This is a genomic window from Pseudomonadota bacterium (assembly GCA_026388275.1).
Taxonomy (GTDB): Bacteria; Desulfobacterota; Syntrophorhabdia; order Syntrophorhabdales; family Syntrophorhabdaceae; genus JAPLKB01.
In genome coordinates, this window is record JAPLKB010000016.1 from 1 (window position 1) to 20,820 (window position 20,820).

A 20,820-nucleotide genomic window follows, 5' to 3' on the forward strand; every position below is an offset into this window, starting at 1 on the left:
CTTCCAGTGCCACTTTTGCTTTAAATGCTGCTCCATGATTCCTTCTTGGTCTTTTTGTCATTTCACTGCTCCTTTTTATTTGTCGTATTATAGAGCAGCAAAACCACTTATGTCACTGTCTGAATTTATTGTACCATCTCTGAAGTCAATTTTAATTTATGTAGGATATTTAATACAATGTATGTAGGTTAAATACGATAATTATTGTAATACTATGAAAGGATACGTTACGTTATTTAGATTTTTACTTTTGACAATTCTCAAAACCCATGATCGTACTTGCTTTCAATCCATTATATATTCCCATGCATTCAAACCACGCCTCAAAGACTAACAGAGAAAAAAGTTTTTTATCAGTCTACCAAAAAGCAAGGCCTCCTGTTAAGTTGTTAAATGATGTCCCCACAGCAAAAACGCTTATGGGATATCTATACGAAGGCAAAAACATCCATAGGCTGTGAGGCAACCCCGGCTGCGTCTTTCAAGGGGGGACTCCTTGTCGAGGCATTGCGACAACCCGATGTCATGACTCAGGACACCGACAGTAAGATAGCGGGTGTATGCAAGAGATTCCCCGAGTATACCTATCTTTTAACTATTCCCGGATTCGGTCCCGATATCTCTGCAAAGATACTTGGGCCTATAGGTAATCACCATAGATTCGAGAACGAACAGCAGGTGCTCAAGATGACAGGAGGGGTTTTTTAAATTTCATGATCTCAGGCATACCTTTGCAGGTCAGCTTGTAATAGCAAGGATGGATTTAACTGCGGTTTAAAACTCCTTGGGCATAAAAGTTTGTAATGACTTTAAGATACGCTCATTTATCGCCTAAGCATATGACCCAGACCGTTGATATTCTCGACAGCGTTTTTAAGAATAATGTGAACTCCACTTCACATTTACTTCACAATCAGGAGGTTATTCAGGATGGATAAGATTCGTAACTTATTGAAAGGATTGGTGGAGGTGATGGGAATCGAACCCACGACCCTCTCGTTGCGAACGAGATGCTCTCCCGCTGAGCTACACCCCCATCCTTAACCGATAATGTGATTATATTATTTTATATATATTTCAATATCAAGATATTTATTGCCAGTATTCCATTAATTGATGCCCAGAAGCCTTTTTATTGTTTGCTTCATTTCACTCAAGTCTGCAGATTTAACCACATATGCATCCGAAACCCAGCTTGAAAAATCTTGTTTAAATTCTCCGTAGGCTGAACATAGAATTACAATTTGATCCTTGTTCATATTCTTAATTTCATTTAACGCTTGTATCCCGTCCATTCCGGGCATTTTTATATCCATCACAATTAAATCAAATTTTGAACTTTTTGCCTTTTCAATTGCTTCAAAACCGTTCGAGGCCATTTCTATCTGGTACCCCTCTTCCTCAAGCTCTTCCTTAAAAAGAAACCTTATATTGTCTTCATCATCCACAACCAAAATTTTTATCGCATTCATAAAAGCTCCTCTTTTATTATATTTTCTTTTAAAGGGAGATAAACAAAGAACGTGACGCCTTTTCCTGCCATATTTTTTACTTCAATTCTTCCAAAGTGGTTCATAATAATTCTGTTTGATATGGCAAGACCTAAGCCAGTGCCTTTTTCTTTTGTTGTAAAAAAAGGATTAAATATATTATCTATAGCTGCAGGATTTATTCCACCTCCAGTATCTGCTATAGAAACAACCAGACAGGGATTGTTATCCAACACAGTTTGTTCTGTTCGTATGGTTATTTTGCCGACACCATGCATTGCCTCGAAGGCATTCACTAATATGTTTATAAACACCTGTTTAATCTGTTGAACATCACACATTATTACTGGCAGGTTGCTGTCAGTTTCTTTCTCTATTTCAATTTTTTCCCATGTTGGAACAGATGAAAAGAGGTAAAGAATTTCATCAATACAGTCGTTCATGTTGCAAGTTTCTCTTGGGGCATGTGTTTCTTTTACATAATCAAGGATTTCGTTAAGAACAGCCTCAAGCCTTGAAACTTCTTTTATGATAATATCCACGTATCTGTTCTCTGTCCGGTCCAAATATACCTTCTTTGCAAGTCTTTTTGCAAAACCACCTATAATCACAAGTGGATTTTTTATTTCATGGGCAATATTTGCAGTCATTTCGCCAAGACTTCTGAATTTTTCCTGTTCTATCAATCTTTTTTGTGCATTATTTAATTCCTCAATTACGTCCCTTAACTTCGAATTCAGTAAGGTATTCTCGAAACCGTTTGTTATATAATTTACTATGGTATTAACAAGATATTGCCCGCTTTGTTCCAAGGTAAAATTTTGTTGTGACTTTGTCCCACCTATCGTTATTACCCCTATAACTCTATTTTTTGATATAATAGGTGTGGAATACATAGAAAGATCTGCGGGGGACATATCGTCCTGGTCTAATATATTATTTTTAAGAGTAACAGCGCTTTTTTTCTGCACTGCCTCTTTCTCAAGCCCATTGACATAATTTTCTGTTGCAGGATCTATTTCGCCATAGGTGATCCTGTGCAAATCAAACTTCAGGAAAGCATGCTCCATCCTGATCGTGACAAATGCTGCATTCAGGGCTTTTGCTACAATCAATCCGATGTTCTTAAAAAGTGTATGCGGTTCAATGTTCGACGTTAGAAGTTTTCCAAGCTCTGAAAGAGTGACAAGTTCGCTGATCCTTTTTTTAGAAGAAATAAACAAATCGTTTGCTTTTAAAATCCCTCCAATTTCTCTTGAAATTATGGATAAAAGGATTTTTTCCGAATCATGCATGGATTCTCTTATCGAAGAGCATGCCACAAGAACACCGTAAAGGTAACTGTCGTCAGTCAGAGGGAGAAAGGAAAATGTCTTATATTTCTCAATGCAACCATCAAGTTCAGGATAAAAAAGACAGCCAAACCTCAAGGGAATGTCTTTTTTTGAAAAAAATTGGGGTGTTCTTTTTTGAGCTATACCACCGATTACACCTTCGCCGATATGACACCTGTACATACAAAGTATCTTAAACAACAAACTTTTTTGGTTCATGTATCTGCATGTAAGTCTTCTGTCTTCGTCGTACGTAAAAACAACTACTTCATCAAAAGACATTTCCTTCGCTAAAATGTTAAGGATTGCGTTAGTCCTCGATGTTATTTCGAGGTTCGAGTGGGATATTTCAATAATTTTTCCAAGCAAATCAACTGGATTCATGCTTCTCAATAGCTTTTTTATATAGTCCCATATATTCCTTTGCAGACCTTTGCCACGAAAAATCCTCATCCATACATCTTCTTATAAGAGAAGCCCAAGTATCTTTATTTTTATAGACTTTTAACGCCCTTTTTATGGCATCGAGCATTGCTTTATCTGTGTAATCATAGAACTTGAACCCTGTACCACGTTTAGGTTCTTTCGTATAATCCATAATTGTGTCCTCAAGCCCACCCACGCCCCTTACGATGGGAATGGTACCATATCTGAGGCTGTATAACTGGTTTAAGCCACATGGTTCATATCTTGACGGCATTAGAAACATATCTGCTCCTGCTTCAATCAAGTGGGCAAGCTTATTATCATAAGCTATTTTCAGCGAAAACGATTTTGGAAATTTTTTAGATAATTCCGTAAAAAGGTCGTGATATTTTCTTTCCCCTGTTCCAAGAATTATATATTGCGTCCCGTATGAGAGTATTTCTTCAAGGGAAGATGCTATGAGATCAAAACCTTTCTGATCAGCAAGTCTCGATATGGTAACAATTAGCGGGATATCTCCCGCCAATGGAAGCCCGAATGCTTCCTGTAGTGATGCTTTACATATTTTCTTTTTTTTCGTATCCTTATTGTTATAATGTGCGGGGATAAAGGGATCTTTTTCAGGACTCCAATCTTCATAATCTATCCCGTTTATTATACCGTAAAGGTCTGATTTCCTTGTCCGTAATATACCATCAAGTCCACAACCAAATTCCGGAGTCTGTATCTCCTCGCTGTACTTTTTGCTTACCGTGTTAATAATGTCCGAAAAGACTATACCACCCTTTAAAAAATTGATATTGCCGAAAAATTCAAGGTAATCGGGCGCAAAATATTCCCAACCTATATTCAAAAGATGCATATCATATTGCCAGAAAATCCCTTGGTATCCAAGGTTATGGATCGTAAACAGGCTTGCAATATTTTTTAAAGCAGGCTCATCCTTATATAATGTCTTTAAAAACACTGGCGTAAGTGCAGTTTCCCAATCGTTACAATGCAATATATCAGGCACATACCCTGTTACCTTTATTGCCTCAAGGACGCTTTTAGAAAAAAAGATAAATCTTTCAGCGTTATCAAGGTAGTCTCCATCCGGTGTACTGTATAGATAATCTCTATAATAATATTCATCTTTCTCCACAAGGTATGCAGTAACACCATCATACTCGGTCAGAGCAATCTCCCCGTCAATATATCCTTGGGACATGGGGCATGAATATTTGTAGTTTTTATATTTAATTGGAAACCCTTGTTCTTCAATTCCTTTGTGTTTGGGTAGGATTATTCTAACATCAACGCCTGATTTTTTGAGAGCCTTTGGCAGCGAGCCTGTCACATCAGCAAGACCACCTGTTTTAATAAACGGGAAAACCTCAGGAGATACTATCAAAACATTCATGTTACCTCCTTAAACATTTATTTCTTTAAGGTATGCCGTAGCCTCTTCCGGTGGGGTAGGATTAATATAAAACCCAGTTCCCCACTCAAATCCTGCCATTTTCGTCAGTCTCGGTATGATCTCCATGTGCCAGTGATAGTAAGGCATATCACCACTGCCTGATGGCGCCGTGTGAATTATGTAATTGTATGGTGGCGAGTTAAGCGCTTTGTCATATTTTTTTAAAACAAAAGAGGTGATCTCTGAAATTGCAAAATAGTTATCCTCATTTTTGTGCTGTTCAAAATAAGCTTCATGCTCTTTCGGCAGTACCCATACTTCAAAAGGAAATCGGGCAGCATATGGCGAGAGAGCTATAAACTTTTCGTTTTCCATAACTACTCTTACATTGTCCTCTTTTTCCTGGGCGATAATGTCGCAAAAAATACATCTGTCTTTATATTTGAAGTATGCCAGTCCACCCTCAATTTCCTCTGAGACCTTTTTTGGAGCGATAGGGAGTGCTATGAGCTGTGAGTGTGAGTGGTCAAGAGAAGCTCCTGCAACAGAACCGTGGTTTTTAAACACCATTATATATTTGAACCGTTTGTCTTTGGAAAGATCCAACATTCTTTCCCTGTACGCTACAAAAACCCTTTGTATTTCGTGCGCGTCCATTTTTGATAATGTTTGCCCGTGTAACGGGGTCTCCACAATAACTTCGTGCGCTCCCACTCCATTCATCTTGTCGTAAAGTCCAATCCCTTCTTTGTTAAGCCCACCTTCTATTCTTAATGCGGGAAATTTGTTCGGAACAACCCGCAGTATCCAGTCCGGGCCATTAGGTTGCGATAAATGTGGTCTTATTGCATAGACTTCAGGGGGCGTCATGTTTTCATTGCCTGGACATAACGGGCACATCCCGGCTTTTTGGGGCGGAGTCTCTTCCGTAAAGAAAACAGGTCGTTTTCCTCTCTCTGTCGATATGATAACCCATCTACTGGTAATTGGGTCTTTTCTTAGTTCGGGCATATGTTAAACCTTTCCACTATATTTTTATACTGATGCTTTTGACTTGGTTTGCAACACGTGGTAAGAAATACATTAATGATACCCTTAAAGGATAATGTTCCAACACGCATAAAACCCATTATAACAACAAGTATTATCTTTGTAAATATATTAATTTTTGTTTGGCAAAGGCTTTCACTAACTTTTGTTGAAAGCAATGACATGTATAAGAATTATGGACTGGTTCCCTACGATTTTATTATGGCTTTCACGGATAAATACGAACTACTTCCCTACAATGTCTTAACTGTTTTCACATCTATGTTCCTTCATGGCGGTTTTATTCACTTGGGCGGAAATATGTTATATCTGTGGATTTTTGGAAACAACATTGAAGACTCCATGGGACATGGACGTTTTATTTTCTTTTATATTTGCTCAGGTATTGCTGCAGCTCTTTTTCAGCTTTTATATGATCCGTTTTCGGTTGTCCCGATGATTGGTGCGAGCGGTGCTTTATCGGGTATTCTCGGCGCATATTTGCTGCTTTTTCCTCACGCACGTATAAAAACTTTGATATTTATATTCATATTTATAAAGGTCGTTGAACTTCCTGCTGTTGTGCTTCTTACAATATGGTTTTTTATTCAGCTTCTTTTCTCCCAAGGGGATGGTGTCGCATGGTATGCTCATATAGGCGGATTTATTTTCGGACTCATAACAATTAAAATATTTACCTTAAAGCGTTTCACGTGAAACATTTAAAGGCGCTTATCATCAATCCATATATTTACGATTTTTCAGCATATAGCTACTGGTCAACCCCGATCGGACTTTTGTATGTTGGCAGTATACTGAGAAAAAATGGAATAGAAATAAACCTTATTGATTGCCTCAAAGTTGATGAAAATAAAAGGAAAGAAGACGGGAGGGCACCTTTTCTAAAGGAACAAGTTGAAAAACCTCAATCACTAAAGAACATAAGAAAAAGGCTTAAAAGATATGGTATTTCAAAAGAAGTCTTATTAAAGGAGCTTTCCCTTCTTGAGCCGCCGGATATTACCCTCATTACTTCAATTATGACATATTGGTATCCTGGTGCAAAGGAAGTAATGGATGCGACAAGGGATGCGTTTCCTAATACAAAAATCGTGATGGGTGGTATATACCCATCTCTATGTTATGAACACGCTTTAAAAGAAATGACAAAAGCTGACTTTATCGTCAAAAATAACGAAATAGATAACTTTTACAGTTTTTTAGAAAAAGAATTGCTTACCGTGCTTCCTTATAAGCCGGACTACTATGACTTTGACGCACTCCCCTATCCATGCTTTGATTTATATGATCATATACCATTTGTTCCTTTGCTCACGTCCTATGGGTGTATATACAAATGCACATACTGTGCAACACCGTATATGCATCCAAATATAGTGCGGAGGAAACCGGAAAGCACGGCAAATGAAATTTTGTTCTGGCATGATCGCGGTGTAAATAAGTTTGTGATTTATGATGACAACTTTCTATTTAAAAAGGATGCGTTTACAAAACCATTGCTTAAGCGTATTATTGCTTTCCCTTTTTCAATTAATTTATACAACCCTAATGCGATGAATGCAGCTCTGGTAGACGAAGAGTTGGCATTTCTTCTAATTGAGGCAGGGTTTAAGGAAGTAAGGATAGGGCTTGAAACTATAAATCCGCTTATTCAAAAATCAACAGGCGGAAAAACTGATCTTATGATCTTTGAAAAAGCTCTTAATTTCCTGCTTAAGGCAAGGTTCCCCGTTGAAACGATCAGTATCTACATTCTTGCTGGGCTTCCTTTTCAGAAATGGGAGGATGTTAAAAAAAGCATAGATTACATATCAAGCTTGGGCGTAAAAACACATATAGCAGAGTATACACCCATACCACATACACCGATGTTCGACGAGTTTAAATCCTTTGCCCGTTACCCAATAGCCGATAACCCTTTATATCAGAATAATGCCCTCTTTCCCTTTGCCTGGCAAGGCTTCACAGAAAATGATCTGAGTTTTTTAAAACAATATGCAAAAGAAAAGAACGGCAATGTTGATAAAACAGACTAAATGATGTTAAATTCTAGTCAAGCACGCGAGAGTGGCGGAACTGGCAGACGCACTGGACTTAGGATCCAGCGGGTTAAACCGTAGGGGTTCAAATCCCCTCTCTCGCAATTAATATATTTTTGTCTATTTATTTTTTTGTAATTCTTTCAATCCCGGGCCATAAAACTTTTCCATTTTTTATTCCGGCTTTTTTTAATTTTAGCTGGAATCACAGAATAAGTTCTGTGGAATTCATCGATTAAATCCATCAAAATAAAATCATTTTTAAGAAATTTTGCACCTTCATATTTCATCGCTATTGCAAATAAATGGCATCGTCCATATAAAACTATATCCAACCCTTAAAATCGACGTCACAGACAATTTTGGGGGTTAGATTATTCATTTAGTGAAATAAAATCACCGTCAGGTTAAACATCTCGCATGCCCGTTTATCAGTTGGATATACCGTAGGGCAACAAACATTGTTTTCAGTTATATTCACCATCACGGAATTATCTTTTCAAAGGGGGATTGTTTTTTACCTGACATTCATTTATGCTAATAGCGGTTTTCAATGAAAAGGCAAAATAAGATTTTTCCAAAGATAGTACGGGTTGTTCTGCTTATCGTCATTTTTGCTTTACTTTCCGTTACGGGTTATTATCTGGTTTTCCCTGATGTATCAAATATGAAAAAGGGAAACCCGAAGAAGACATCATTTATGGAGTACCGTGAAAAAGAATGTGAAAACAAAGGCAAAAAATTGAAGATTCAGAAGAAATGGGTTTCCCTGTCCAATGTCTCTCCCTATCTTATCAAGGCAGTAATTATTGCCGAAGATGACAAATTCTGGTCACACCATGGATTTGATGTAGAGGCTATGCAGAAAGCGCTTGAAAAGAATATTGAGAAGGGGGCATTTAAGGTCGGCGGAAGCACCATTAGCCAGCAGCTTGCAAAAAACCTCTACCTTACACCGGCAAAGAACCCAGTGCGGAAGCTAAAAGAGGCGGTTCTGACATGGAGAATAGAAAGGACTCTCTCTAAGCGGAGAATTCTCGAACTTTACCTTAATGTTGCAGAATGGGGCGAAGGCATATTCGGAGTTGAAGCGGCATCGCTACATTATTATGGTAAGCCCGCATCAGCCTTGAACCCCGAAGAAGCCGCCAAGCTTGCCGTTGTGCTCCCGAATCCAAGGAAACTGCGTGTTGTCGGAGAATCCCGCTATGTTGAAGGGCGTGCAAAAATCATCTACAACATTATGGTAAAGCGGGGCATAGTAATACCTGAATACGAAGATGTAATGCAAAATCTCCCTGAAGATAACTCGATAAATAGTGTTCCCGCTGTAAACGGTGTACCATGAATTGTGGACAGGTTTTATTATAATGCTTATAGTTACAGACCTTTCAAAGGCATACGGCAGACAGGTTCTCTTCGACAACATCTCTTTTTCAGTAAATCCTGGTGAACGAATCGGCTTCACCGGTAGAAACGGTTCGGGCAAGACAACGCTCTTCAGACTTATACTTGGTGAGGAGGAACCTGATTCAGGTAAAATTCGTATTCCCAACGGATATACGATCCAATACCTCTCCCAACACATTAATTTTACCAAAAGTTCTGTCCTGGAAGAAGCTTGTCTGGACTTGAAGACTGCGGAAGACGGTAGGGATGAGGCCTACAGGGTAAAGTCCATCCTCTCCGGACTTGGTTTTTCTCCGGTCGAATTTCATCGTAATCCACAACATTTATCAGGCGGTTTCCAGGTACGCTTGAATCTTGCAAAGATATTGGCATCGGGGCCAAACCTACTTCTTCTTGACGAACCGACAAACTACCTCGACATTGTGTCGGTTAGATGGCTCATACAATTCCTGCAGACATGGAAAGATGAACTCATTCTTATTACACATGACCGTGCATTTATGAATAGCGTTACTACTCACACGATGGGCATTCACCGCCAGAACATCCGTAAGATTGCAGGTTCAACAGAAAAGCTTTATCAGCAGATACTCCAGGATGAAGAGGTTTACGAAAAGACCCGGGCAAATGATGAGAGAAAAATGAAGGAGGTTGAGCTTTTTGTTAACCGGTTCAGGGCTCAGGCATCGAGGGCAAAGGCCGTCCAGTCAAGGGTAAGGATGCTTGAGAAAAAGGAAAAGCGTGAAAAACTAACAGAGATTCCTGAGCTTGATTTCAGTTTTAATTCAGCGCCCTTCCCTGGAAAATGGCTTATAGAGGCTCATAATGTATCATTTTCTTTTTCAGAAGATACTCCTCCCCTAATTCATAACTTCAGGGCGGCCATTAAAAAGAGTGACCGTATAGGTATTATCGGCAAGAACGGCAAGGGTAAGACAACCCTTCTCAACCTGCTTGCGGGCGAGCTTCAACCCGTGCAGGGCGAAATCAGATACAACCAGAATCTGAAGCTCGCCTATTTCGGACAGACTAATGTTGCAAGGCTTGATCCGGATAAAACAGTTCTCGAAGAGGTGCTTGATGCCCATCCAGCCCATAGTCTCGGCTCCGCCCGTGGTATATGCGGATCAATGATGTTTGATGGCGATAATGCGTTAAAAAAAGTCTCTGTATTGTCCGGCGGAGAAAAAAGCAGGGTACTGATAGGAAAACTCCTTGTAAGCCCTGCAAATCTGATTCTGCTGGATGAACCGGACAACCACCTTGATGCGGAATCAATAGACTCTCTCGTAGCGGCAATCGACATATTCACAGGTGCTGTCCTGTTTGTAACTCACAGCGAAATGATACTCAGGGCAATTGCGACCAAGTTAATAATCTTTGATAATGGAAAAATAAGTATCTTCGAGGGCTCGTATGACGATTTTCTCGAAAGGATAGGCTGGGAAGACGAAAAAACAATCACAAAGGTAAACAACGAAAACATGTTAGAATCTCAGAATAAAGGGGCCAGCAGAAAGGATATGCGGCGGGTTCGTGCCCGTTTGATTGAAAGCCGCTCAAGAGCGTTGGGGCCACTTCAGCAAGAGATTGAAGCGCTTGAAAAAGCAATAACAAAACTTGAAAACCGGATCGAAGACGACAACCAATCTCTTATCCGTGCGTCTAATGTGGGCGATGGAAAGACAATCACATCGCTTTCTATCTCTATCCACAGCTCAAAGATAGAGATAGAACATCTTTTTGATGAACTTGACAGGCTGACCGGCGAACATCACAGAAAATCTATGGAGTTTGAGGAGCAATTCGATGCCCTTGCAGACAGCTTACTGGGCCAAGATAGGAAGGGGCATTCTTGATAACTCTGATCTGCTTATTGTAAACCGGGACAAACCGGGGCCGGTGTTTTGCGTAATTGGGTACACCAAGCCTTAATCTTTCTCCTTCAAGTAAAGAGGTGCCATGGGACTTTTGTGTGAGGCACCGTACCGCTTTATTGATGGGTAATATTCGGCGGCAAACTGGACCTTCCCCGCAACCTCCTCACCGGCAACCTCCGCAATAAAGGTGAGCATGAGATCGATACCGGCAGACACTCCCGCCGATGTCCAAATATCTCCATCATGTACAAAACGCTCTTCAACTACCATGACATCCCCAAGGGTCTTCAAACGGCCAAGGGAGCTCCAATGGGTAGTGACCTTTTTTCCATATAGCAAACTGGCCTTGTGCAGCAGGAAAGTCCCGGTGCACACAGAAAATACAGCTTTGCACAGCCTTGCCTGTTCGGTGATAAAGTTAATAAGTACCGGATTGTCCACCTCCTGGCGAGCTCCCTGGCCGCCCGGTACAAGAAGGAAATCAAGTTGAGGGCACTGCTCGAAGGATACATGAGGATTTACAGAGAGACCCTTCGCACAGATGACCGGCTCAAGCGACTCGGCCACAATGAAGCGCTGCTCAGGTCCATCGGCGAATTTGCTCCACATGCCAATGATTTCCCATGGACCAACAAAATCAAGCTCTTCAACATCCGGAAAAACAAGAATACCAAAATTCATTACAGTCCTTTATGGAAGGTCTAATCCATACTTCCGAGAACGTACAGAACCGGGATTTTTCTGTGTGTACTCTGCGAATAACGGGCAGACCTGATTTTCTATTTTATGATAAATCATATCAATATTACAGTACCATTTAAAAATAAAAAAGGGTTTTATAACAAACAGCGACCAGCCTGCCGGGTTGGCGCTCCGTAGCAGAAGCGAGCCCCGGATAACTATCTTAGGTTTTCAACGTATTAGCACCTGGTAAATACACGAAAATAATGAAATAGCCTTATAGTAAAAGCTCATGCATCTCGCTTATGTGGATGGTAGATTCCAGTGCTTCAATAACTGCTTCCTTCTGTTCCGGGAGGAAGCGCAGGCAGACTCCACAATCGGAGCTTATGCTCCGCGGTACCGGGATGAGTTTGTGGGGTATGCCTGCTCCTTTGAGTATCTTCTCTGCCTTCATAACATGACTTACAGAGTCAAATAATGCAACGCAGTAATGCTGATCAGCTTTCACGGCTTGACAATCCTTCCTGCTGTTGACAGAGTTCCTGCAATATCATACATATTTGATATAGTCCCTGCGCCGATCCTGCCGGTAAGATTAAAATAGTTTGCGCAGGTGCCACATATAAGCAGCTTCACGCCCTTTTCCTGGAGTGCCTTCAGGTCGTCGATAACATCAGAGTAGGAAGCTGTAAGTTGCACGCCGGTATTATAAAAGATCATTATATCCGGCTTATGATCCAGATCAACAGCAGTGTGTATGAATGCCTTCATAAGAACTGCACCCAGTTCGTCGTTTCCGTGTCCCATGATACTTGATGCTATAACAAATATGGTAGGTCCCTGCGCAGACATCGGTACATCTTCAGAGCACATGCACGTCGATGCTGCATCTCCTCCGGTCTTTTTATCCTGTTTTTTAATATGCATCCTGAAAATACCGCCGGTCTCCTCTGTTATGTCAACGGCACATCCTGAACTTACAGCAAGGCGCTTAACGTTTTCCCTTGCAGTCTCATTGTCTACAATAACAGTCACATCATTGTGCGAATCCAAAGCCTTTTTTGTAAGAATAACCGGTTCAGGACATGCAAGTCCCTTTGCATTAACCAATTCCGACATGATTTCCTCCTTTTGGCTCTGTTATGCCTCAATTCATTAGTCATTTTGTTAATATATTCCATCTGTTCTCAAAACTGAAGTAATATTCTGATCCAACATTGTTTTTCTCAAGCGTATCCAGTAGACATCCCCGGATTCCCCGGTAACATCTACCAAAAATGTTACATGCACCCCTGAACAACCTGAGTTGCATCCCCAAAAGCTTGAGGCTTTCCAGGATTGATATTTCATCCACTATGATGGTAATTTCGTCGTACAATTCGAGTACGTTTTTTGCCAGAATAACTGTTGCACACAGCCAAGTCCTTTTGCGTTGAACTGTTAGACATTACCAGCCTCACAATAGTTCAATTGTAACAGTTTTTTATCTATAGCCCTGCCTTTTTGAGATATTAATATGTTCCCAAAGGAGCGCGTCATAGGCATTAAGATAAAGACCCAGATTCGACCACATTTGTGTGTAATTTGACATGTAAACCTCCTGTGAGATAAAAAAATCCGGCCGCAGGCATCTGCGCCGGATTCACAAGAGGCGTGATAATATGGTTAAGGCGGAGAAACTGCGGTAACGGTCATAAAGGGAAGCCGCACGGGCTCCCGATTAGTTTCTCAACTTAATGGAATAAATATATTTTCTATTCTGCACATATCTTATTAAACATCCTTATTTTTTGATTATACATATTACCCAAAAAATCTATAAAAAGTCAAGACTTAGACGCTCATACCAAGTCGCATTCAAATGCACATTGAGGCAGCGACGATGAGCCTACGCAGGCGTACAAGGATTTGCTTAGCTCACTCAGTGAGCGAGAGGGGGAGGCCGGGGTACCCACCACAGTGGGTCGAGATTTGCTGGCGGAGGGGGCGACCGGTTACCCGCTTGCGGGTGTCCCGGAAATAGGGGAGTGCAAGGAGGAGATATCAAAGATGTGCGATTGAATGCGACTTGGTATCAAACCCTCCCTGGTGCCCTCCGGTGTTTTTTAAAACAGAGTAAAAGATAAGAATTTATGAATTATCAGGAATATCATTGGAAGAGGTTTTTAGAACGGCGGGATGTAAAGGTCAAAAACATATCTCTCGCAGAGCCCGCGGAGTACGCAGAGAGAGGCAGGCTGTATCCGATGTCCGAAGACCTGCCGGAGGTAATGACGGAAACTGTTTCCGTCATTACGGAAATCCATGAAAACACCAATATCTACAATTAGTTGCATGATTTATATTTAAAACTTAGTTTTTTGTCGGCAAGGCGCTCTTTCTACCAAATCTATAAGTTGAGTTTGCAGTGGCACAGCGTGTAACACACTGTTTATATTGGCTTTTGAGGCTGATTGTAGATTTGCCGACACAGTGTCGGCAAATTGCTTGAATGAATTTTTCGGAATGACGTCATTGGCGGATTTTTTCCCTGTCGAAAATAATCTCCCCGTAGCAGAGCTGCGAGGTATCAGAGGAATGGGGAACATGATTATCCCCCCTCACACTGCCCTCTCCATCAAGGGGCGAGGGAATGTGGTCACCCCGAAGCAGAGCTTCGAGGAATCAATTGATTTAAAATCCAGGTGCGGATCTTTCTTTCTAAAAGCCCATGTCTTTTTTTAGGATCTCGTAGTCTGTCCGGGTTTTGTTTTTCCTTTTTACTGCCAGAGTGGACTGATAATCCTTGCTGTCCTGCTCAATCTCTTTGAGAGGTAATATTCTTCGGATATTTCCGGCATTTCGGCTTGCGACTCACCAAATAGTCGAAAGATGATTTGTGTCTCATATTGTTGTGATAATGATACAAAAAGCATCTCTTTACTAATATATGAGACTCAAAATTATTTCAACCTTAGCGCATACCTTTGTTGTACACAATCCTCCTTGTGGTATAATAAAAAAGGTTGGGAAAAAAACCATAAAAAATCCGGAGGATTTTTACAAAAGGAGGTAGCTTTTGAAAGGCATTCTTCTTTTTTCCATTTTCGGGTATGTTTGTCTGCTCTGGCTTACCGGCATATATGTGACGCGAAAGTCGAAATCCTCCGAGGCATACCTTGTGGCGTCACGGGGTCTTTCGGTGCCCTTTATTTCCGTGCTGATCGCCGGTACGTGGATTGGCGGCGTGTCTATTGTAGGGATGGCTCAGGGCGCTTTTATACATGGCATAAGCGCCCTCTGGTTCCAGGTCGGCATATGGATTGCTATGTTCGTCACGGCACTCCTTTTTGACAAGATTCTTGGCGGCAGAAAGACCTATTCTATTCTCGATGTCGTGGGAAACCTCTACGACAGCAAGACCGCAAAACTCGCCGGAATCCTGCAACTGATTTTCTCCATATGGGTAGTAACCATGCAGATCGTCGGAGGGGGCGCTATCCTTTCTGTTATTCTAAAAGGACAGGTGTCTTTTGTTGAAGGAATGATCCTCACTGCCTTTGTTTTTACTCTTTACAATGTAATGGGCGGATTTGTTGCAACCGCCTATACCAACCTCATCCACATATGTGCTATCTTTATCGGCATTTTTATGGGCGGCATTTATGTTATTGTAAACAGCGAGGCCCTGGGAAGAATGGCGATGCATACCCATTACCTTACCCCTTTCGGAGACCTCGGGATCGGTCAGGCCCTGAGTTGGGCTTATATAAACTTTACCCTTGGTGTGCTTGCCCAGCCGGTAATCAACACGGCATCGTCAGCCAGAAGTTCCGCTGAAGGCAGGATGGGGATTATCATAGGCAACCTCATCGCAATCCCTGTCGTTGTAATGGCGGCCCTCTGCGGCATTATCGCACGCGATATCTTCCCCGACACCCCTTCTCTTGCTGCCTTGCCGTCCTTGCTGACTGTAGTGCCTCCCGTCGTTGCCGTTTTTTTTCTCATAAGTATGTGGGCCCCCCTTATGAGTTCCGGGTCACCCTTCCTGATGGGTGCCACTACCCTGGCCGTGAAAGGATACATAGGCCCGGTTTTCAATATACAAAACGACCGGACATTACTTCTTGTATCCAGGGTCACAACACTTCTCATAGGCGCTGTGGCATTGCTTCTCGGGTTTTTTGTAAAAGAGATTCTCAGGGAAGTAACATGGCTTGCCGTTTTTCTAAGCGCCATAGTCTATATCGTCTTTATAGGCTGGTCCGGGAAGAAAGTGGGCAGCGGATATGCCTTTGCATCTTTGTTGGGTACCGCCATTATTGTTATCCTTTGTTTTTTCAGCGGGTTCCATAAGATCATCCATCCAATTTGGATCGTAACGGCATATATTATCATTGTTATGGGTACCGGTATGTTTTGCGGAAAGAAAGTATAATAATACCAATTAGGTTTCATGCATAGAACGAGGCGACGCAGGCATTAGCTCACACAGTGAGCGAGAAGGGGGGGCTCCGCGAGCTTTGCTTGTGGAGGGGGCGACGTGAGCCCCAGAAATAGCGGAGCGCGAAGAGGAGGCAACGAAGTTATATGATTGAAGGCGAATTGGTATAATATATTTCCTGTTAGGATAAGCATTCGGTGTCGGGCTATCTCTCGAAAAGTACAGAAATAGCTATAAACAACCTTAGGCATGTTTTTTATTTGGAATGCGGATCCACCAGGCAGCAAAGAAATTGCAGATCGCAATCAATGCTCCTAACAGAAAAACATATTGAAATCCCAGTACGTCCCAGATTACGCCGCCCAGCAGTCCAACGGCAATAGAAAAGATATGATCAATGCTAACAGAACTCGTCAGGGCCGCCTGAACGTGAGAATCGTGAAGGGCGATCTTTTTCATATACGTTGAGCGGGCCATATTGACTGACATAAGCATCTGATCCAAAAGGAAGCATATACAGGCAACAATAAAGGCAGGTCCTTCCGCCAAAAGAAACTTTGAAAATCCATAGCCGAGACAGACAAATACAAGCAGCACTGACTCTGACAAGAGTACTATTTTCTCACCGAGCTTGTCGATAGCCCAACCAAGAAAGGGCTGAAAAATAATGCCGATCCCACCTCCAAGCAGGACGAGTGTGGCGATTGTCTGCGTCGGTTGATGATAAATTGTCACCAGAACCCAGGGGCCGAAGGTTAGAAATATCTGTTTCCGCGAACCGAAGAGCACTGAGAGAAGATAGTACAACCGATATTCCTTGTACAGCTTCAAATACACTTTGGGCTTATGTGTCTCCTCAGGCTTCATAACAAACATAAGCACCGCTGCCACTATAAAAGCAAAACAAGACAGCGCAAATGTGTGATGAAATGTAAATCCCAGAAACTTAAATCCCAGCAGCACCAGAAGACTTCCTGCGATAACTGCGAAGTTTCTGATCGCGTTGAGTTGTCCCAGACGTTGTCCTATCCTGCCTTCTCTGGCAAGTTCCATACCAATAGCCGAAGACAGGGGTATAAAAAGATGCAGACCCGCACTATAGACGAACAGCCAGGCCACCATGATCATGTAGACAGGCGAAGCAAAACCGATAAGAAAGGCACCCGCGGCACACAAAAGCATTGCCACTGCGCTTTGCCGACGACTGCAGAGAAACCAGAGCGAAACGGACACAAAAACGACAAGAAGGCCTGGCAATTCACGCGGAAATTCAAGAAATGATCGTTGAAAGCCGGTTAGAGCAAAGCGTTCATTAAGAAAATTATTAAACGTAGAGTCAACAATGCTGAATGCTATACCCATGGCCAACGACGCCAGAATAAAGAGCTTCAGTTCCCGTGACATTTGGTTTATGCGTGAAAAATATTTCATCAATCGTTATGTTAATCCAAAATATTTTTTTACGGCCGTTTTTTAGAACAGAGGGTTTCCCTCTAATACCTGCTGCAAGCAGCAGTATATTTCACTGATGCTTGCAGATCATACCTTTTTAACCGGCTCCACATCCACCTCGCCCCCGAAGGTATCGAGAAGGGCATCGTTCAGCTTCTTTACATCCTCTTCGTTTTCCAACACGACGACCAGTTCTCTGTCATCCAGAACCTTTAATTTTCCATACTTTTTTACCACATCTATGACCTGCTGCGGGTCTGTGGTAACCCATCCCTTCATCCGGCGGACAAGTTCCTCACCGTTAAAAGCTCTTTCAATCGTAAGATCTACCCTTCTTTTTTTTGCTTCCCAGCCGACAAGTGCCGGCTGTGCAACCATGGGGGTAACAGGATCGTGCATTGCCGCGCATCTGAACCACAATTTAGCCCTGATCATATTAACTCCTTTTTTTATTCGATCGATGTTATTCTAATCCTAAATCAAAGATGAAATCAAGGCGGCAAGGAAGAAACGACGTAGACGTACATAAATAGTACGTCGAGGAGATGATGACGAAGCCAACGATGATAGCGCTTTGATTTAGAATAGAATTACACATAAAGTAATAGTTTGCCTCTATAATGTCAAGCTGCTGTATAGACTATTCGGGAGTTTCCTGCTGATCCGGTTCATAGCTGGTCATTCATTTCTTTCCAACAGCTTTGAAAAAGGTGTAGCAAAACACTCCATCCGGCTCTGTCGTTCGGTATAAGTCCTTTATTCCCTTGTCGAAAACATGCGGCTCAATTATTTCTGCCCTGATCGCCGATTCACGAACACCCTCTATCATGGCTGTAAATGTTTTTTTCGTGAAACCTTCGACCAGCCCAGGCTTGCTCGAATCAACATAGACCATCCTGGGAGATACATGGATTGAATTGTAGCCTGCGCCAAGTAAAAGCGGATAAAGTTCTCTCCCTATCATAGCATTTCCGCCGGCCCGGCGCTGCAATTCGACCTGACAATGAATCGCCTGGTGTGCGGCATCACTGTCAGGATGAAAATAGGCAGAACCATGGTCTCCTTCAATGACCGTGATTGTTCCACCAGGCCGCAGATAGTCGTTCAACGTCTGTAGTGCTATTATCGGCTTTACGAGATGCTCCAGGACAAAGCAGACAAAAACATGATCAAAGGAGTTTGGCCTATAGGGTAAATTGAAGATATCGCCCTGTTGGAATTGCACATTGTTCAAGCCTGCCATTGTGACTTTTTGCCTGGCTTCAGCAACAGAGACATTGGAAATATCTATGGAAGTAATCAAGGCGCCCGGGCTGTTTTTCGCCAGGGTAACTGTCTGCGCACCAATACCACAACCGGCTTCCAAAACACGGCTTCCTGCCGGATATGCAGTATCGGAATGCAACAAATCGACAAGGGTGGATGCCTGATCCTGTAATCTTATATTTTCCCGATGATCGTAGCCGTGAACATATACTTTACTCATTGTTCCTCTAAAAAATCATAGAAGTATATGCAATGTCAAGCTGCTGTATAAGAAAATCGTTTAAAAATTGGAGCGGATAGGATAAAATCACATTTGACAGGTTCCAACATGGATGACTTGATAAAAAACTGCTATCAAACACTCGGGCTTTCACCGGATGCATCAAGAGAAGAGATTGAAGAAGCCTTTGCAAAAATCAAGAATAAGTTTAGCACAAAAGAAGAAGGGTGGGAAAAGCTAAAGGAAATAAGCTGGGCATATGAGACCCTGATTGATTACATTACCGCTACTGCCGGAAAAGAAAATATTTCGGGGAGTAAGATAAAATCAAAGAAACGCAGAGACAGCAGCGAACCGGATACTACAACCTTTAAGGACTTCTTCTTTTCCGTTGGAGAAAAGATCAACCCCTTCGTTTTTGCCGGCAGGGTCTTTGTTTTTCTTATAACCATTATATGGGGCTTTAAATATATTACACATTCTGTTAATAGCAATTATGCCGGAGAGTCCTTTCTCCATAATGTAAGCCTCCCTTTCCATGAAGCCGGGCATATTATCCTTTCACCCTTTGGAGATTTTATGGGCGTGCTTGGTGGAAGTCTCTTTCAAATCCTTATCCCTGCAATTTGTATGGGAGCATTTTTAAAGCAGAGCGATGTATTCAGCGCCTCTATTTCTCTATGGTGGATTGGGCAGAACTTTATCGATTGCTCGCCCTATATAAACGATGCCCGCGCCCAGGTGCTAATGCTGCTGGGGGGTGTAACAGGCCAGGATGCACCCGGCTACCATGACTGGAATAACATCCTGGGAACACTCGGCTTATTAAAACTTGACCATGTAATAGCCAATATATCCCATTGGTTCGGGATATTATTGATGCTCATTTCTTTCCTATGGGGAGGATTATTACTCTGGCTCCAATGGAAAAATATAGATTCGTAATGTCCCGGATTGCTCGATAGCACGCACGGCGTGCGAGAGGGGAAGGCTCCACGAGCTTTGCTTGTGGAGGGGGCGACGCAAGCCCCGGTAATAGTCAGGGATATTATTGATGCTCATTTCTTTCCTATGGGGAGGATTATTACTCTGGCTCCAGTGGAAAAATATAGATTCCTGACAGGTAAACCCGTGGTTCCGGCTTACAGGTGTTACAGCAACAAAATCGTTAATAATAATTCTTTTTCACTTTGAGTGGGTAAACCGTTGGTTGTCCTGCTGTAGTGTGTGCCTGCTTGTTGAGTATACGGCCTTTTACTTTGATCGTAAATTACTGGAAGAAGTGTGGGACAGGGGGTATTCCTTCTCAAATTCGAATAATTCAAATCCTACTCCTCCCGGGCCTTCAAAAAAAATTAATCGGAGTAACCCCAGTTCTGTATGCGTAAAACCGGTTTTGGGAAACTCCTCAGAAACAGCGTATCCGTGGGTTTGAAGTTTCTGCCGCCAAGCCGGTACATCCGTTACCCTCAGGCATATATGAGGAATCCCAACCACATGGCCCATCGGGTGAACAGGGAAATCGGGACGCGGTGTAACGTTCGGTTCTGTCAGTAGTTCTATCACCTGCTGATCACCAGCATGAACAAGGGCTCGTTCCCCCGGCCCGATACTGCCTCGCGGGCCGCGTGTCAACAAACGAAACCCCATTATATCAGTGAAAAAAGAGATTGCCTCATCGATGTTGTCAACCCACATGCCCACATGATGGATATTGGTACATTTCATTATAACTCCCTTCATC

19 protein-coding genes and 2 tRNA genes are annotated in these 20,820 nt (G+C 42.2%); 9 read left to right on the plus strand and 12 right to left on the minus strand.

Features of this window, described 5'->3' with window-relative positions; translation table 11 throughout:
- The first annotated feature begins 393 nt into the window (after positions 1 to 393).
- Positions 394 to 708: a transposase gene (locus NT010_04230; protein MCX5805264.1), complete on the plus strand. Its 315-nt coding sequence runs from the start codon at positions 394 to 396 to the stop codon at positions 706 to 708.
- Positions 709 to 961: 253 nt separating this feature from the next.
- Here NT010_04230 and NT010_04235 read toward each other — a convergent pair.
- The 5 genes from NT010_04235 to galT form a co-directional block, all read right to left on the minus strand.
- Positions 962 to 1,036: transfer RNA gene (locus NT010_04235), tRNA-Ala, on the minus strand.
- Positions 1,037 to 1,109: 73 nt separating this feature from the next.
- On the minus strand, positions 1,110 to 1,472 hold the full coding sequence (locus NT010_04240; protein MCX5805265.1) for a response regulator: 363 nt from the start codon (positions 1,470 to 1,472) through the stop codon (positions 1,110 to 1,112).
- Positions 1,469 to 3,277, minus strand: a complete 1,809-nt coding sequence (locus tag NT010_04245; protein ID MCX5805266.1) for an ATP-binding protein — start codon at positions 3,275 to 3,277, stop codon at positions 1,469 to 1,471. Before NT010_04245 ends, NT010_04240 begins: the two co-directional genes overlap by 4 nt.
- On the minus strand, positions 3,195 to 4,652 hold the full coding sequence (gene glgA / locus NT010_04250; GenBank protein ID MCX5805267.1) for a glycogen synthase GlgA: 1,458 nt from the start codon (positions 4,650 to 4,652) through the stop codon (positions 3,195 to 3,197). The genes NT010_04245 and glgA overlap by 83 nt, the downstream gene beginning before the upstream one ends.
- Positions 4,653 to 4,661: 9 nt before the next feature.
- Entirely contained in the window at positions 4,662 to 5,663 is a 1,002-nt protein-coding gene (gene galT, locus NT010_04255; GenBank protein ID MCX5805268.1) for a galactose-1-phosphate uridylyltransferase, read from the minus strand.
- A 201-nt stretch (positions 5,664 to 5,864) separates the two neighbouring features.
- Between galT and NT010_04260 the strand changes: the two genes are divergently transcribed.
- The 5 genes from NT010_04260 (at position 5,865) to NT010_04280 (ending at position 11,010) form a co-directional block, all read left to right on the plus strand.
- Positions 5,865 to 6,398: a rhomboid family intramembrane serine protease gene (locus NT010_04260; protein ID MCX5805269.1), complete on the plus strand. Its 534-nt coding sequence runs from the start codon at positions 5,865 to 5,867 to the stop codon at positions 6,396 to 6,398.
- Positions 6,395 to 7,738, plus strand: a complete 1,344-nt coding sequence (locus NT010_04265) for a radical SAM protein (GenBank protein MCX5805270.1) — start codon at positions 6,395 to 6,397, stop codon at positions 7,736 to 7,738. The genes NT010_04260 and NT010_04265 overlap by 4 nt, the downstream gene beginning before the upstream one ends.
- 25 nt (positions 7,739 to 7,763) lie before the next feature.
- A tRNA-Leu gene (locus NT010_04270) sits at positions 7,764 to 7,845 on the plus strand.
- 449 nt (positions 7,846 to 8,294) lie between these two features.
- A complete protein-coding gene (gene mtgA / locus NT010_04275) occupies positions 8,295 to 9,089 on the plus strand; it encodes a monofunctional biosynthetic peptidoglycan transglycosylase (GenBank protein MCX5805271.1) in 795 nt (264 codons plus the stop codon).
- A gap of 22 nt (positions 9,090 to 9,111) precedes the next feature.
- Positions 9,112 to 11,010 (plus strand): ATP-binding cassette domain-containing protein, encoded by a 1,899-nt coding sequence (locus tag NT010_04280; protein MCX5805272.1) that lies wholly within the window; start codon positions 9,112 to 9,114, stop codon positions 11,008 to 11,010.
- A 72-nt stretch (positions 11,011 to 11,082) separates the two neighbouring features.
- Here NT010_04280 and NT010_04285 read toward each other — a convergent pair whose 3' ends face one another.
- From NT010_04285 to yedF, 3 genes are all read right to left on the minus strand, one after another.
- Positions 11,083 to 11,712 (minus strand): DJ-1/PfpI family protein, encoded by a 630-nt coding sequence (locus NT010_04285; protein MCX5805273.1) that lies wholly within the window; start codon positions 11,710 to 11,712, stop codon positions 11,083 to 11,085.
- A gap of 277 nt (positions 11,713 to 11,989) precedes the next feature.
- Positions 11,990 to 12,223 (minus strand): DUF3343 domain-containing protein, encoded by a 234-nt coding sequence (locus tag NT010_04290; GenBank protein MCX5805274.1) that lies wholly within the window; start codon positions 12,221 to 12,223, stop codon positions 11,990 to 11,992.
- The gene (gene yedF, locus NT010_04295; protein ID MCX5805275.1) at positions 12,220 to 12,834 is read right to left on the minus strand and encodes a sulfurtransferase-like selenium metabolism protein YedF; all 615 of its coding nucleotides are present in this window, start codon (positions 12,832 to 12,834) and stop codon (positions 12,220 to 12,222) included. The genes NT010_04290 and yedF overlap by 4 nt, the downstream gene beginning before the upstream one ends.
- Positions 12,835 to 13,847: 1,013 nt before the next feature.
- Between yedF and NT010_04300 the strand changes: the two genes are divergently transcribed.
- Both NT010_04300 and NT010_04305 read left to right on the plus strand, forming a co-directional pair.
- Positions 13,848 to 14,045 (plus strand): hypothetical protein, encoded by a 198-nt coding sequence (locus NT010_04300; protein ID MCX5805276.1) that lies wholly within the window; start codon positions 13,848 to 13,850, stop codon positions 14,043 to 14,045.
- Positions 14,046 to 14,773: 728 nt separating this feature from the next.
- Positions 14,774 to 16,132: a hypothetical protein gene (locus NT010_04305; GenBank protein ID MCX5805277.1), complete on the plus strand. Its 1,359-nt coding sequence runs from the start codon at positions 14,774 to 14,776 to the stop codon at positions 16,130 to 16,132.
- Between the two features lie 249 nt (positions 16,133 to 16,381).
- Here NT010_04305 and NT010_04310 read toward each other — a convergent pair whose 3' ends face one another.
- The 3 genes from NT010_04310 to NT010_04320 form a co-directional block, all read right to left on the minus strand.
- Positions 16,382 to 17,569 (minus strand): MFS transporter, encoded by a 1,188-nt coding sequence (locus NT010_04310; protein ID MCX5805278.1) that lies wholly within the window; start codon positions 17,567 to 17,569, stop codon positions 16,382 to 16,384.
- Positions 17,570 to 17,677: 108 nt separating this feature from the next.
- Complete coding sequence (locus tag NT010_04315) at positions 17,678 to 18,025, minus strand: hypothetical protein (GenBank protein ID MCX5805279.1); 348 nt, start codon at positions 18,023 to 18,025, stop codon at positions 17,678 to 17,680.
- A 247-nt stretch (positions 18,026 to 18,272) separates the two neighbouring features.
- Positions 18,273 to 19,076 (minus strand): methyltransferase domain-containing protein, encoded by an 804-nt coding sequence (locus tag NT010_04320; protein ID MCX5805280.1) that lies wholly within the window; start codon positions 19,074 to 19,076, stop codon positions 18,273 to 18,275.
- A 108-nt stretch (positions 19,077 to 19,184) separates the two neighbouring features.
- Between NT010_04320 and NT010_04325 the strand changes: the two genes are divergently transcribed.
- On the plus strand, positions 19,185 to 20,021 hold the full coding sequence (locus NT010_04325; GenBank protein MCX5805281.1) for a zinc ribbon domain-containing protein: 837 nt from the start codon (positions 19,185 to 19,187) through the stop codon (positions 20,019 to 20,021).
- A 309-nt stretch (positions 20,022 to 20,330) separates the two neighbouring features.
- On the opposite strand, the gene NT010_04330 is transcribed toward NT010_04325, so the two are convergent.
- On the minus strand, positions 20,331 to 20,804 hold the full coding sequence (locus tag NT010_04330; protein MCX5805282.1) for a VOC family protein: 474 nt from the start codon (positions 20,802 to 20,804) through the stop codon (positions 20,331 to 20,333).
- Between the last annotated feature and the right edge of the window lie 16 nt (positions 20,805 to 20,820).

What these genes read in the sequence shown, in the direction of transcription:
- NT010_04315 (MCX5805279.1), bottom strand. Translation starts at nt 18,025, where the DNA reads ATGATCAGGGCTAAATTGTGGTTCAGATGCGCGGCAATGCACGATCCT.
- NT010_04285 (MCX5805273.1), bottom strand. Translation starts at nt 11,712, where the DNA reads ATGAATTTTGGTATTCTTGTTTTTCCGGATGTTGAAGAGCTTGATTTT.
- NT010_04280 (MCX5805272.1), top strand. Translation starts at nt 9,112, where the DNA reads ATGCTTATAGTTACAGACCTTTCAAAGGCATACGGCAGACAGGTTCTC.
- NT010_04330 (MCX5805282.1), bottom strand. Translation starts at nt 20,804, where the DNA reads ATGAAATGTACCAATATCCATCATGTGGGCATGTGGGTTGACAACATC.
- mtgA (MCX5805271.1), top strand. Translation starts at nt 8,295, where the DNA reads ATGAAAAGGCAAAATAAGATTTTTCCAAAGATAGTACGGGTTGTTCTG.
- NT010_04245 (MCX5805266.1), bottom strand. Translation starts at nt 3,277, where the DNA reads ATGAGGATTTTTCGTGGCAAAGGTCTGCAAAGGAATATATGGGACTAT.
- NT010_04320 (MCX5805280.1), bottom strand. Translation starts at nt 19,076, where the DNA reads ATGAGTAAAGTATATGTTCACGGCTACGATCATCGGGAAAATATAAGA.
- NT010_04240 (MCX5805265.1), bottom strand. Translation starts at nt 1,472, where the DNA reads ATGAATGCGATAAAAATTTTGGTTGTGGATGATGAAGACAATATAAGG.
- glgA (MCX5805267.1), bottom strand. Translation starts at nt 4,652, where the DNA reads ATGAATGTTTTGATAGTATCTCCTGAGGTTTTCCCGTTTATTAAAACA.
- NT010_04310 (MCX5805278.1), bottom strand. Translation starts at nt 17,569, where the DNA reads ATGAAATATTTTTCACGCATAAACCAAATGTCACGGGAACTGAAGCTC.
- NT010_04230 (MCX5805264.1), top strand. Translation starts at nt 394, where the DNA reads ATGATGTCCCCACAGCAAAAACGCTTATGGGATATCTATACGAAGGCA.
- yedF (MCX5805275.1), bottom strand. Translation starts at nt 12,834, where the DNA reads ATGTCGGAATTGGTTAATGCAAAGGGACTTGCATGTCCTGAACCGGTT.
- NT010_04260 (MCX5805269.1), top strand. Translation starts at nt 5,865, where the DNA reads ATGTATAAGAATTATGGACTGGTTCCCTACGATTTTATTATGGCTTTC.
- NT010_04325 (MCX5805281.1), top strand. Translation starts at nt 19,185, where the DNA reads ATGGATGACTTGATAAAAAACTGCTATCAAACACTCGGGCTTTCACCG.
- NT010_04300 (MCX5805276.1), top strand. Translation starts at nt 13,848, where the DNA reads ATGAATTATCAGGAATATCATTGGAAGAGGTTTTTAGAACGGCGGGAT.
- galT (MCX5805268.1), bottom strand. Translation starts at nt 5,663, where the DNA reads ATGCCCGAACTAAGAAAAGACCCAATTACCAGTAGATGGGTTATCATA.